Here is a 13877-nt window from a genome sequence, read left to right on the forward strand (position 1 = left end):
CCCCAGGCTCCTTTCCATTCAGGGGGGAGCCAAATACTTGTCATTACTCCTCGCAATACTCATTAACAATCTGTCTTGCTTCAAAGAGATACAATCCCGCCCATTAAAAAAGGGATGTAATACTATGAAAAAAATCTTATCCATACTGCTGCTAGCCGCCGTTGCGCTGACGACCACAGCTTGTTCAAGTAGCTACATTATGTCCACCAAACGTGGCGACATGATTGTTACCCAGGGTAAACCGGAAATAGACAAAGACACGGGTATGACGAGCTACACTGATGAACAAGGTAATGAGCGGCAGATCAACAGCAATGAAATCATGCATATGATTAAGAAAGACTGACTCTTCCTGCTAAAATACCAGCCAGCGTATGTTGGCTGGAATCACTCTTCAGAATGACTTGCTCGCCACGCAATATCCCGCATAGCATCCCGCGCTGTTTGGCTGATGCCACCTAATTGAAAGAAACCATGAATTACGCCGAGGTAACGCTGGCAGGTGCAAGGCACGCCTTGATGTGTCAACCGGTTATAAAGCAACTCACCCTCATCTCTCAGCGGGTCGTACTCGGCTGTGATGATGTGAACGGGTGGAAGCCCGGAAAAATCTTCACGCCATAACGGGCTGGCTTCTGGGTGTAGTTTATCCACGTGCGGTAAATAGGCTTCAAACCCGCTCAAGAGCGTGTCCCGTGTAATCACATAGTCATCACCATGTTGCTGATAACTAGCCGATTGTGCACTGGCATCCAGCATTGGGTAAATCAGCATCAGGTTTGCAGGCCGCCAGTTCCCGGCAGCTTTTAGGCGCAGTGCCGTAACCAGTGCAATATGACCGCCTGCGCTGTCGCCAGCCAATGTCACCTTTTCGCGATCGACACCCAACAATTGAGCGTGCTGCCAGATAGCATTTGCGGCTAGTTCCGCATCGTTGTGTGCTGCTGGGTAAATATGTTCGGGTGCCAGACGGTACTGCACCGCAATCACCCGGCAGCCGCTGAAAAACGACAGCTGGCGTAGTTGCTTTTCATGCGTGGCAAAGCCACCACTGACAAAACAGCCGCCGTGATAATAAATAACGGTCGGTAATATCCCTCTAGCCTTTAACGGCGAAACCACTCGCAACGTTATACCTTCGAGTTCTCGTTCTTCGACATTAACGCGTTGTTCTGCGCCTCCAGCCAATACGGCACTGGCGATATATCCAGCACGGCGCTCGTCCATAGACTGTTCTCGTGAAGAAGAACGTCCGGCGGCGATAAACTTTTCTACCAAGTCGGCAATAGCAGGTTCGAGTGCCATAATGAATTCCTTTTACTGTATGAATAACCAGTTATACGCCGATTTCAGCACCTGGTGAAGCTGGTTTTTTCACCAATTGAAGATTCTGGAAAGAGCCTCGAAGAAATGAAATGTTGGTAAATCAAACCATTTTAATTTCGAGTGATAGATGTATTCTTTGGGGCGAGGTGAGGTTGAAATTTAGACGGAATTAAAACCAGGGATGCTATTTGATAGCTCTAACAGGAGATGCCATGGAACGAAATTTGTCGAAAGAAGAGTCAGCTAAAACCGCCAGGGATAGTGCATTTGGTTTGTGCGGAATTCGACCGGGATGATTCCTTTGAATATAACGCTATAGGTAAAGAGACTGAGTAGCTACTGGCTTGAACGTCATGTAAATGTCGGATGTCGCTAACGCTAATCCGACCTACAAAGCCGAAATTGTAGGGTGGATTAGCGCAAGCGACATCCACCGCTAATAACTTACTCCCCTTCACCTGGGAACAGGAAAGGGTTGATGCTACTACGGGCAAAGCCTTCTTGTTCCATGCGTGCGTCCAGTACCAGCGAGGCTAAATCGTCGGCTACGGCTTCCACTTTGGCATCTTTTTCCTGATATAAAATCTTCAGGTAAGTGCCGCAGTCGCCACAGCTTTCCGCTTTAATCGCTGACTGCTCGCTGTCCAGCGACCAGTAGTTCAAATCGCGGGTTTGCTCGCAGTTGCTGCATTTCACACGCACAACGTGCCATTCGGTTTCGCACAGGTTGCAGTGCAAATAACGCAGGCCACTGGTGCCGCCAATTTGCACAACGCTGGAAACCGGGATCGATCCGCAAACCGGGCAGAACTGGCGTTGTTCACCGTATTCTGCTTTCGCTTTACCTGGGATCATGCTTGCCATTTGCGCCCAGTAGAGCGACAGCGCAGCCCAAATGAATGGCGCTTTATCGCTGCTTACTAACGCAAAATCTGCGTTGAACAGAGCGGTTGCCATCTCTTCGAGCTCAAACGAAGACGCTTTTTCGAGGTTCTCGATAACTGCCAGCGCCTGGCCGTCCATTTCTGGTTTCAGCTCGGCAATTAGCGAATTGAGCAGGCGCTGCCAGTGCGGATCGCGCGGCAGAACGTGAATATCCAACGGTGGCTTGCCGGTTTCAGAGGATTTCTGAATCAGCCCGGTTAAATCCATTTGCAGCGGGTGGTCGTACAGCACCACTTCCTGCGCGTGGGCGATAAGTGCGGCAAAACGCAAAAAATCGCCCAGAGGATTATCGGTAGCCAGCTCGCGCAGGCGTTCTGCGCGGCGGTTGTAGAGATTTTTCAGCCGGGGGAACAATAACGGCGGGATCATCTCCGCCGTACGTTTATCGCTCGTCGCAAGCTGGTCTTGCGGGATTATGCGAATACTCATTCCGATCGTTTTTCCTGTTTCTGGCGAACTTCACGATACCATTTCGGATGGTGTTTCTTCGCCCAGGACGTTGTGACCCAGCCTTCCACCATCGCAGTAATCGTGCCTTTCACCCAAAGGGCGGCGTAGATGTGGACCATAATAACCACAATCAATGCCACTGCGGCAAATGAATGCACCATCAGGGCGACACGAATCAACGGGATTGGGAAAGCAGGCGCGAAGTAAGGACGCCAGATAACCACGCCACTCACTAACAACAGCACCAGGAAAATAATCGCCGCCCAGAATACGCATTTCTGGCCGAAGTTATAACGCCCGGTATCACCCACTTCCTCGTTGACGACGATCTTACGAATATTCTTCGCCCAAAAGATATCATCCCGATTGATTAGGTTATGGTGCCAGTAACGGAAAAACATGATGATAAACGATGCAAACATCACCACACCGACGAACGGGTGGAGGATGCGCGCCAGCTGCGGCGTGCCAAGAATGTTCATCAACCAGTTGAAGGATGGGAAGAAGAAGCCCAGCCCGCTTACCGCCGCCAGCACAAAACAGAAAGCGGTAATCCAGTGGTTGATACGTTCAGGCGCGCTATAACGCTGAATGGTCACTTGTTTTTTCATGGCTTGCGCACCTCGTCATCGTCATGGTGCAGGTTATCGTCCTCTTCATCGGCACGGTTCGGACCGACACCAACATAGTGGAACACGCTGGCGGCAAAGGTTGCAGCAAAGCCGATAGCGGCCAGCGGCTTCCAGACACCTTTCCAGAATTTCACGGTTGGGCTGATGGACGGATTCTCCGGCAGGCCGTGATACAACGTCGGCTTGTCCGCATGATGCAGCACATACATAACGTGTGTACCGCCAACACCTTCCGGATCGTACAACCCAGCGTTGTCGTAACCGCGAGTTTTCAGTTCAGCAACGCGTTCGCCTGCCAGGTTTTTCATATCCTCTTTCGAGCCGAAATGAATGGCACCTGTTGGGCAAGTTTTCACGCATGCTGGCTCCTGGCCGACATTCACACGGTCTACACACAAAGTGCATTTGTAGACACGGTTATCCTCCGGGTTCAGGCGCGGTACGTCGAACGGGCAACCGGCGATGCAGTAACCGCAGCCGATGCACTGTTCTGATTGGAAATCGACAATGCCGTTAGCGTACTGAATGATTGCGCCTTCAGCCGGACACGCCTTCAGGCAGCCTGGATCTGCGCAGTGCATACAGCCGTCTTTGCGGATAAGCCATTCCAGTTTGTCGTTCTGTTCGACTTCCGAGAATCGCATTACCGTCCATGATTTGGCGGTTAAATCCGCCGGGTTGTCATACACCCCGACGTTGCTGCCGATTTCATCGCGTAGATCGTTCCACTCCGAGCACGCCACCTGGCAAGCTTTGCAGCCAATGCAGGTGGTGACGTCGATAAGTTTCGCGACATCTTCCTGGTGATCCCGCGCCTGAGGCGCGGGAGTAAGGCCGTTGGTGGCGGAACGACGGATAATATCCTGAGATTGATAAGCCATAATTCGTCTCCGTTATACCTTTTCCACGTTGACCAGGAACGCCTTAAATTCAGGCGTTTGCGTGTTGGCATCACCGACAAACGGCGTCAAAGTGTTGGCGATAAAGCCTTTCTTCGCAACACCCTCGTAACCCCAGTGAATTGGGATCCCGATGGTATCCACTTTCTGGCCGTTCACATCAAGCTGGCGAATACGTTTGGTCACCACTGCTTTGGCTTTGATAAAGCCGCGGTTGGAGGAGACTTTCACCGTATCGCCGTGAGCAATACCGAGTGAGTTCGCGAGCTTTTCGCCAATCTCGATAAACTGCTCTGGCTGCGCGATGGCGTTTAACACCGCGTGTTTGGTCCAGTAGTGGAAATGCTCGGTCAGACGATAAGTGGTGCCGACATATGGGAATAAGTCCGGCTTGCCCATCGCTTCCAGATCACCTTTAAACACGCGTGCAGCCGGGTTGGAAACCACATTCGGGTGCAACGGGTTGGTACCCAGCGGCGTTTCAAACGGCTCGTAGTGTTCCGGGAACGGCCCTTCTGCCATTTTGTCGATAGCGAACAGACGCCCTAAACCTTCTGGCTGCATGATGAACGGCCCAACGTCGGTGCCCGGTGCCGCAGTGCTATAGTCTGCAATATCCGCACCGCTCCACTTCGCGCCATCCCAGGAAATCAGGCGGCGTTTTTCATCCCACGGTTTACCCTGAGGGTCAGCGGAAGCACGGTTATACAGAATGCGACGGTTGAGCGGCCACGCCCAGGCCCAGCCCAGCGTGTTGCCAAGACCAGACGGATCGGCGTTATCACGACGGGCCATTTGGTTGCCTTCTGGCGTCCAGCTACCGGCGAAAATCCAGCAGCCACTTGAGGTTGTGCCATCATCGCGCAGTTGGGCGAACGAACTAAGCTGCTGACCTTTTTTCACCAGCACCGCGCCGGTTGCCTGATCAACCACGTCTTGCAACGCTTTACCGTTGCTCTCCATGGCCACTTCTTCTGGCGCTGGGTTATCGGGTGTCAGATAATTCCAGGACATGCTCAGCACTTGCTCAGGTGCTGCACCACCCTCGCTCAGGTACATATGACGCAGACGGGTAAAGATACCGGAGAGAATTTCGCCGTCGTTCAGCGCTTCCCCTGGAGCGTCCGCACCTTTCCAGTGCCACTGCAACCAGCGGCCGGAGTTAACGATAGAACCGTTTTCTTCGGCGAAACAGGTCGATGGTAAGCGGAACACTTCGGTCTGGATTTTCGACGGGTCAACATCGTTAAACTCGCCGTGGTTTTGCCAGAAGTTCGCGGTTTCTGTGTTCAGCGGGTCGATGGTCACGAGGAATTTCAGCTTCGACAGTGACGCAATGACTTTGTTTTTGTTCGGGAACGATGCAACAGGGTTAAAGCCCTGGCACAGGTAGCCGTTCACTTTGCCCTGGTTCATCATCTCGAAATATTGCAGGACGTCGTAGCCCTTGTCCCACTTCGGCAACCAGTCATAACCCCAGCTGTTTTCTGCTGTGGATTTGTCGCCGTAGAAGGCTTTCATCATCGAAACGAAGAATTTCGGGTAGTTACCCCAGTAGTTTACCTGGCCTTCCAGCAGCGGTTTTGGCGTGTTGGCGGCAAGATAAGTCTGGAGATCTGGCTGTTTTTCGCTTGGCAGCGTCAAGTAGCCAGGCAGGCTTTGTGACAACAAGCCGAGGTCGGTCAGCCCCTGAATGTTAGAGTGACCGCGCAGGGCGTTTACGCCACCGCCTGCCATTCCCATGTTGCCGAGCAGCAATTGAATCATCGCCATGGTGCGAATGTTTTGCGAACCCACGGAGTGCTGCGTCCAGCCCAGTGCATACAAGAACGACGCAGTTTTATTTTTTGCGCTGGTTTCTGCGATGTATTCACAAACTTTCAGGAAATCGTCTTTTGGGGTGCCGCAAATATTGGAAACTACGTCTGGTGTGTAGCGGGAAACGTGCTCTTTTAGCAGATTCCACACGCAACGTGGATGGCTCAGGGTCAGGTCGCGTTTGGCGAAGCCCTTCTCATCCAGCTCATAGTTCCAGGTAGTTTTGTCATATTTACGGTTCGCCGCGTCGTAGCCTGAGAACAGACCGTCGTCGAAGCTGTAATCCCCACGCACAATCAGATTGGCGTTGGTGTAAGCCTCAACGTATTCGCGGTTGAATTTATTGTTGTTTATCAGGTACAGCAGTACGCCTGACAAGAAGGCAATGTCAGAACCGGAGCGAATTGGAGTATAGAAATCCGCCACCGAAGCGGTACGCGTAAAGCGCGGATCGATAACAATCAGCTTCGCGCCATTGTGGATTTTGGCTTCCATCGCCCAGCGGAATCCGACTGGATGCGCTTCAGCTGCGTTCCCACCCATGACAATAACAAGATCGGCGTTCTTAATATCAACCCAGTGGTTGGTCATCGCACCGCGGCCAAATGTTGGAGCAAGACTTGCTACCGTTGGTCCGTGTCAGACACGCGCCTGGTTATCCACGGCAAGCATGCCGAGGGCGCGGGAAAATTTCTGGGTTAAATAGCCGGTTTCATTACTGGATGCAGAGGCGCACAACATGCCGGTAGAGAGCCAGCGGTTTACCGTGGTTCCCTGTTCGTTCTGGGCAATAAAGTTAGCGTCGCGGTCTGCTTTCATCAGTTTGGCGATGCGGTCAAAGGCATCTTCCCAACTGATTTGCTGCCATTTATCGGATCCGGCCGCACGGTATGACGGGAATTTCAGGCGGCTTTCGCTGTGAATGAAATCCACAAGACCAGCGCCTTTAGGGCAAAGTGCACCGCGGTTTACCGGATGGTCCGGGTCGCCCTCGATATGGAAGATGGATGCTTTGGCATTTTTCGCGCCGTCACCGAGGCTGTACATTAATAGCCCACAACCGACGGAACAGTATGTGCAGGTGTTACGGGTTTCACGGGTTCGCAGTAGTTTGTACTGCCGAGTTTCCGCAAGCGCAACGCCTGGGGCAAAACCCAGAGCCGCTGCCGTAGTCCCTGCCATACCGCCAGCACAGATCTTAAAGAACTGCCTTCTGCTGACCTGCATGGGTGCTCCTTTTTTCGACATTTTTCACATGACTTATTTTGGTGTATTTTTTGCGGTCTATGCCGCAAAGGTTCACAATCAAAGCGAAACTGGTAATAACCCCTCATCCCAAAGGGGTAGTGCTTCAGAATACCACATTAGAATTAAGGCTGTTCCAATCAGGTTAAGACAAAGTGAACAAATCAGACCCAAATCAGGACAAAATTGTGAACGCCGTCACTGGCGCGCGGACAATAGAGTTGTGGCAGCGCCACGATTTACTCCAGGCTAAAGGCGACTGGCTGGCTGAAGAAGTCCCGGTGGCGTTGGTCTACAACGGTATTTCGCATGTGGTCATGATGGCCTCGCCTAAAGATCTGGAACTGTTTGCGTTAGGTTTTTCCTTATCTGAAGGAATCATTGAATCCCCCGCAGACATTTACGGTATTGATGTCTCGGCCGTTTGTAACGGCTTAGAAGTACACATCGAGCTTTCGAGCCGTCGCTTTATGGGGCTGAAAGAACGCCGCCGCTCACTTGCTGGCCGTACCGGTTGCGGCGTGTGTGGCGTTGAACAACTCAATGATATTGGCCGCCCTATTACACCTTTGCCTTTCACACAAACTTTTGATTTGAACAAATTGGATGAAGCCTTAATCCAGATGCGTGATTACCAGCCGGTTGGGCAACTCACCGGTTGTACGCATGCCGCACTTTGGCTTAACGAAAACGGCACTATTCTGGATGGCAAAGAAGACATTGGCCGCCATGTGGCGTTGGATAAACTGCTCGGGGCGCGAGCCCGCAGTGGCTGGCATAACGGTGCGGTCTTAGTCTCAAGCCGCGCAAGCTATGAGATGGTGCAAAAATCGGCCCAGTGCGGTGTAGAAATTTTGTTTGCTGTTTCTGCGGCTACAACGCTTGCGGTAGAAGTCGCACAGCGCTGCAATCTGACGCTGGTGGGCTTTAGTAAACCTGGCCGTGCGACGGTTTATACGCATCCGGAGCGGTTGAAAGCGTAAAAATACACGCTTTGTACATATCGTTACGTGCCGACACCAATCACTCACGGAAGGTATTTGTTTATTGGAATAGAGTTATTTCAACGGGCCGACCGGCCACTCATAAACAAATACGAGACTATTAAAATGAAAAAAGTATTAACTCTGATTGCTGTCGCTGTAATGGGTCTGTCTTCTGTCGCTTTCGCCGCTGATACCACCGCAGCGCCTGCTCCAGCAAAACACACCACTACTACGCACCATAAGAAACACCACAAAGCAGCCCCTGTAGCCCAGAAAGCGCAAGCGGCTAAAAAGCACCACAAAAAAGCAACTACATCAGCAACCCCGGCTGCTCCTCAGAAAGCCCAGGCTGCCAAAAAGCACCACAAAAAAGCGGCTACCCCAGTAGCGCCAGCAGCAAAACCAGCGGTTAAACCAGCTGCGTAAGTCTGCAATCTGAGCATCCTCATTATTAAAAACACCCGGCTTGCCGGGTGTTTTTTTCACTAAAGTAAAGCCATAAACCTCGCGTAATTCCGAAGTATTCTCATCACTGCGATTAAGTAATTTTCCCAACAACAAAATATTTTCTATTTCTGTGCCGGTCTGAATTTGGCAGGCTGTACATAGAAACTGTGGAGAACTATCAGAAGAGCGCCTTGCCGGGTGCTGCGAGAAATCACCGCTTAGCAAAATGCCCTCTCTATCCGAGAGGGCGTCTGGTCAACAGTCAAGAAGCGGGTGAAGCAACCAATTTGCGAGTCTTGCCATAAATAATGGTCAGCACAGCTGGGACGGTAAATGCGACGATTATCGCAAACACTTCATAAATCATTTTTGAATCTGGGCCGCTGAATAAACCTAATTCGAAGACGTTCAACACTGGAAGGAAGCTGTAGGTTTTAACGCCCAGCAAACCGGTAATGCCACCGCCCAATGCTGCACCGATGCAGCCGAAGACAAACAACATTCTATATTTCAGATTCACACCGTAAAGCGCAGGTTCGGTGATGCCAAAGAAAGCAGAAATGGAGGCAGAAATCGCAATTTGTTTATCTTTGATGTTGCGGGCAATAAAGATAGCGCCGAATGCCGCACCAAATTGGCCCATAACTGCTGACATAAACATCGCCATGATTGTGTCATAACCATTGACCTGAATGTTAATCAGCGCCAGCGGGATGATGCCCCAATGCACACCGAATACCACAAACAGTTGGCCGATACCTGCCAGTAATGCGCCAGAAATTACCGGGCTGAGGTTGTAGAGCCATGCGTAACCGTTAGCAATGCCTACGCCAACGTAATCCGCAATGGGGCCGATAAAAGTGAATACCACGAATCCGCAGATGATGAGTGATAAGCAAGGGACGAAGACGAATGCGGCGAGTTCCGGGACTATCTTTTTCAGCCAACGTTCGACATAACTCAGGAACAACACGGCAAATACCGCTGGAATGACCGCACCACCGTATATTTTCACGTTTAGCGCCAGCCCCATAATATGGAATGCGCCCGGAACGCTGGCATCGGTTAATGGGAATATCATCGCGGCGGTGAGCGCCAGTGCGGTAAATTTATTCGCTTTGAATCTTTCAGCGGCTGTTACCGCAATAAACAGCGGCAGCATGACGAACACGCCACTCGAAAGTGCATTAAATACAGTGAAAACATACGAATGCGTATCCACCAGGTTCATAGTTTGCAACAGAACCACAATCCCTTTTACGACACCGACACCCGCCAGCACGCCGATGTAAGGCGTGAAAATGGCGGATAGCGTTGCCAGCAAGCGGTTTGCCCATGAGCCTTGTGGCACTGTTTCCTCAGGCGCTACTGTCTGCTCGCCAAGGATCTCTTTAATAGCAGCGAAAACCTGGTCAACTTTCGGGCCAATAACAATCTGGAATTGGCTCGGGTTATCAACCAATTTTACGACTTCAGGAAGTTCATATAACGCATCCTGATTCACTTTATTTTTATCTTTCAGCGTGAAACGTAAACGTGTTGCGCAATGAGTAATATGTGCAATATTCCCGGGCTTACCAACATGTTTAATTATCTGCTGAGCAAGCTGACTATATGTCGTCATGGTATTTCCTTAGTTTCAAGGTTTGCGCTATATTTATTGCCCGATAAGGAAATCAGGCAACGCAGTAGGGTAATTCAGTTATAAAGTAATAATCAGGCGTAATTGCCAGGTTTTGTTTTGCTTTTAACGGAAATGCCAAAGTCAGTAAAAATACGCTGTGGTAAATTGTTGCCTTTTTCTTCTGCAATATGATGAGCCAGAATCTGGAATGGAATAACCATCAATAACGGTGCGATAAAAATGTCTGTATCAGTATTAATGGATAAGGTTCGCTCGTCATCACTTTTACCTAACTTCACGGTATAAATATAATCAGTATATTTTTGTTCATAGGCTTTAAGCAGTAATAAACGCTCGCGAGCCTCACCCGGTGTGTCCAGAAAAAACATACGGTGGTTGCCGTTCACTTCAAAATAAGGGCCGTGCATAAAAGTTTCTAGCTCTACCCCTTGAGACGGTACGCGTATAGTCTCCGCGAATTTGGTCTCCATTTCTTTAATTACACCTACGCTTGGTCCATAGCCAATAGCGGTGAATCGTGGAGAAGCGGTTAACTCATCTTTCCATTTTTCGAAGAAAACTTCAGTCGTATTAATAATATCAGGAATAGATTTCACCGCTGTTGCCAGTTTCGCCAGTTCTTCAACTTCCTGAGCTTCGCTAATTAAGCCATTGCAACGTGCGGTATAAACGCCTAACAGCATGAATTTAAAAATAGTCGCTACATAACCTTTAGTGACATAACCCACGCGTTCTTCGCCAATTTCAATATCGATGGCGTGGTCAACAGTTTGCGCCAGTTCGCTGGAAAGTTTGCTGGTTAAGCCATAGGTGGCAACCGGGAAACTTTTGCCGATATGTTTTATCGCGTTGATGGTCGAGGTGCTTTCGCCACTTTGCGAAACACCGAGCACCAAATCGATTGAAGTATCCATTTTTTCATAGTGCTGGAAGTGGAATGGTTCTTCCACGGTAATGCGCACGTTCGCCAGGTTTTCAACGTAGTATTTCGCGCTTTTGATGGCGTTAATACTTGAACCAGTAGCCAAAATCAACCACGTGCTCTTTCCTTTAATCTTCGGTAGATCATGTGGATAACGATCAAGCATTGCTGAAAGTGTCGCTTGCTCTTCGTGAATGTAAGTCATCATTGTCGGCTTCATTGGCCCTCCTGAAATCAAAACCTGAAAACGTTTTCAGGTTTTAGGCTAGAGGAGCATGAGTGGAGTTGTCAATCCAGTTTTCAGCAATTGTGGCGGGGATCAAAAAATATCGTAAGTTGGGATTTTTGGCGTTATAAGCCAGGCGTTAAGAACGAAATGGGATTAGCAGGACTCACCTGGCATCAGGCTCAGTCGGATTTTTTCAGGGGTGACTGCTTGCGCTTCATCTTTCAGCAAAGTCATTAAAGCCTGCATGACCGTTTTGCCGATAAGTTCATTGTGGTGGTTTACGGTGGTAATGCGTGGGATAAAATACTCGCTGCCGGGGAAATATTCACAGCTGACAATCGCAATATTATCAGGTACAGAAATCTGCCGGTCTTTTAACGCCCTGATAGCGCCTTTTGCTACATGGTCATTAATTGCCACAATAGCTTCGGGTAATTCTTCACTCTGCGAGAGTAATTTCTCTACCGCTTCATAGCCATGTTGCAAGTAGAAGTTATTTAATACGATATGATTATCTTCAACTGTTATATTTGCTTGCTGGAGTGTTTTTTTAAAGGCGTCGATACGTTGCTGGGTGATATAAACACTTTTAGAACCACCAATAAATCCGATGGTTTTATAACCCTTGCTTATCAGATGATTAGTTGCAAGCGCAACACAACCAGATTGATCGCGTTCTACACAGGAATAATCTACATCTGCCAGTTGACGGCCAACCACAATCACCGGGATTGCCGCGCAGAGTTTTTTTAATTCCTGCAAATAAGAGTCAGGCACATTGTTATAGTCAATATTACCGCCGAGAATAATAACGCCGTCAATCTGGCTATCGGTAATCGAGTTAAAAATATTTTCTTCGGGAATAATTTCACCCTGCGAGGAGGATTTATTCGCAGACTGCGTATCGTAGAGTGTGACTTTATAACCAGCACGCAAACTTTCATTTTCGATCTGCGCAACCAGCATTACAAAATAAGGATTACTGATATCGGAAACGACAATCGCCAACGTCTGGGTTTTCTTGGAGATCATGCCTCGCGCCAACAAATTTGGGCTGAATTGCTGTTCCTGAATAACTTTCTCGACCCTGGCGCGGGTTTTATCCGCCACCCAGCTGTTGTTATTCAGAACACGGGAAACTGTCGCAATAGATACATTGGCCAGTTCAGCAATATCCTTGATTGTTAGCGGCTTTTTCATTTTTCTATCCCGTCCCTACAAGGGGTTAATAGTAGGGCAAGGCGTCGGGTGAAGCAAAGGAGGATTTTCTTCCTCCTGACAGACTCCACTTTTTGTCCCATCTGCCGATAACGTAAACAGGAAATAGGGCAACGATGACCCGCCGGGTTATAACCAGAGGTTAAAATGGATAATTTTCAAAAAGATATTGATGAAAGGGCTAACCTGGCGTTATCCAACAAATTTGAGCTGTTATTGTTTCGCTTAGGTAAAGGCCAGCACGGTGATAAGTCTGAGCTGTACGGCATCAACGTCTTTAAACTGCGTGAAATTGTACCCATGCCGAAAATTAATCGCGCGGCAGGAATGATGTCGCCTCTATTGGGCATGGCAAATATTCGCGACCAGTTTATTCCGGTTATCGACCTGCCTGCCGTTACCGGCTGTACCCCAAAAACGGGCTTAAATCTTTTATTGATCACCGAATATGCCCGCAGCACGCAGGCATTTGCGGTGGAGTCGGTGGAAAATATTATCCGTCTAGACTGGAGCCAGGTTCACGCAGCCGAGTCCGGGGTAAGTAGCCGCAATATCACAAGCATCGCTTCGCTTAATAGTGACGAATACAAAGGCGAGCTTGCGCTGGTCCTCGATGTTGAGCAGATCCTTTACGACATTATTCCTTCCGGTCGCAATGTCGATGTGGCAGCCATTGAAAGCACAACGAACCCACTCAAACCCGGCGCGGTTGCCATTGTTGCGGAAGATTCAAGAGTCGCCCGCCAGATGCTTGAGCAAGGCCTGAAAGGTATGGGTATCCCGGTGATGATGCATTCCACGGGTCTCGAAGCCTGGGAGAAAATCAAAGTTATTGCTGCAGAAGCTAAAGCCGCAGGTCAGCCCATCACCGACCGTATTGGAATGGTGTTAACCGACATTGAAATGCCGGAAATGGACGGATTTACCCTGACGCGAAATATCAAATCGGATATCGTGTTAAAGCAGATTCCAGTAGTGATTCACTCGTCTTTATCAGGCAGCGCCAATGAAGACCACGTGCGTAAAGTGGGTGCGAATGGTTATGTCGCGAAGTTTGATGTGAAGGAGCTTTCCCAGGTGATTCATAAAGCTTTGGATGGAGCGGTGCTTTAGTT

General features: G+C 49.5%; 12 protein-coding genes. 4 read left to right on the top strand and 8 right to left on the bottom strand.

What is annotated here, in order from left to right; translation table 11 throughout:
• Positions 1 to 124: 124 nt before the first annotated feature.
• Positions 125 to 346, top strand: coding sequence for a YgdI/YgdR family lipoprotein (locus FH968_RS06990; protein WP_139878424.1), 222 nt, complete (start codon positions 125 to 127; stop codon positions 344 to 346).
• 41 nt (positions 347 to 387) lie between these two features.
• Here FH968_RS06990 and FH968_RS06995 read toward each other — a convergent pair whose 3' ends face one another.
• From FH968_RS06995 to fdnG, 5 genes are all read right to left on the bottom strand, one after another.
• Positions 388 to 1305: an alpha/beta hydrolase gene (locus tag FH968_RS06995; RefSeq protein WP_139878425.1), complete on the bottom strand. Its 918-nt coding sequence runs from the start codon at positions 1303 to 1305 to the stop codon at positions 388 to 390.
• Between the two features lie 465 nt (positions 1306 to 1770).
• Positions 1771 to 2700, bottom strand: coding sequence for a formate dehydrogenase accessory protein FdhE (gene fdhE / locus FH968_RS07000; RefSeq protein WP_139878426.1), 930 nt, complete (start codon positions 2698 to 2700; stop codon positions 1771 to 1773).
• Positions 2697 to 3332, bottom strand: coding sequence for a formate dehydrogenase cytochrome b556 subunit (fdoI, locus tag FH968_RS07005; RefSeq protein ID WP_139878427.1), 636 nt, complete (start codon positions 3330 to 3332; stop codon positions 2697 to 2699). Before fdoI ends, fdhE begins: the two co-directional genes overlap by 4 nt.
• Positions 3329 to 4234, bottom strand: a complete 906-nt coding sequence (fdxH, locus tag FH968_RS07010; protein WP_139878428.1) for a formate dehydrogenase subunit beta — start codon at positions 4232 to 4234, stop codon at positions 3329 to 3331. The genes fdoI and fdxH overlap by 4 nt, the downstream gene beginning before the upstream one ends.
• Positions 4235 to 4246: 12 nt before the next feature.
• Positions 4247 to 7297 (bottom strand): formate dehydrogenase-N subunit alpha, encoded by a 3051-nt coding sequence (gene fdnG / locus FH968_RS07015; RefSeq protein WP_139878429.1) that lies wholly within the window; start codon positions 7295 to 7297, stop codon positions 4247 to 4249.
• A gap of 173 nt (positions 7298 to 7470) precedes the next feature.
• Here fdnG and fdhD point away from each other — a divergent pair, with 173 nt between their 5' ends.
• Both fdhD and asr read left to right on the top strand, forming a co-directional pair.
• Entirely contained in the window at positions 7471 to 8298 is an 828-nt protein-coding gene (gene fdhD / locus FH968_RS07020; protein ID WP_139878430.1) for a formate dehydrogenase accessory sulfurtransferase FdhD, read from the top strand.
• Positions 8299 to 8424: 126 nt separating this feature from the next.
• A complete protein-coding gene (gene asr, locus FH968_RS07025) occupies positions 8425 to 8727 on the top strand; it encodes an acid resistance repetitive basic protein Asr (protein ID WP_139878431.1) in 303 nt (100 codons plus the stop codon).
• A gap of 283 nt (positions 8728 to 9010) precedes the next feature.
• Here asr and FH968_RS07030 read toward each other — a convergent pair whose 3' ends face one another.
• From FH968_RS07030 to FH968_RS07040, 3 genes are all read right to left on the bottom strand, one after another.
• Positions 9011 to 10372, bottom strand: coding sequence for a PTS transporter subunit EIIC (locus FH968_RS07030; RefSeq protein WP_139878432.1), 1362 nt, complete (start codon positions 10370 to 10372; stop codon positions 9011 to 9013).
• A 92-nt stretch (positions 10373 to 10464) separates the two neighbouring features.
• Entirely contained in the window at positions 10465 to 11535 is a 1071-nt protein-coding gene (locus FH968_RS07035; RefSeq protein ID WP_139878433.1) for an SIS domain-containing protein, read from the bottom strand.
• Positions 11536 to 11697: 162 nt separating this feature from the next.
• Entirely contained in the window at positions 11698 to 12744 is a 1047-nt protein-coding gene (locus FH968_RS07040) for a LacI family DNA-binding transcriptional regulator (RefSeq protein WP_139878434.1), read from the bottom strand.
• Positions 12745 to 12909: 165 nt separating this feature from the next.
• Between FH968_RS07040 and FH968_RS07045 the strand changes: the two genes are divergently transcribed.
• Positions 12910 to 13875: a chemotaxis protein gene (locus tag FH968_RS07045; RefSeq protein WP_139878435.1), complete on the top strand. Its 966-nt coding sequence runs from the start codon at positions 12910 to 12912 to the stop codon at positions 13873 to 13875.
• Positions 13876 to 13877 lie beyond the last annotated feature (2 nt).

Source organism: Buttiauxella sp. B2 (assembly GCF_006376615.1).
Lineage (GTDB): Bacteria > Pseudomonadota > Gammaproteobacteria > Enterobacterales > Enterobacteriaceae > Buttiauxella.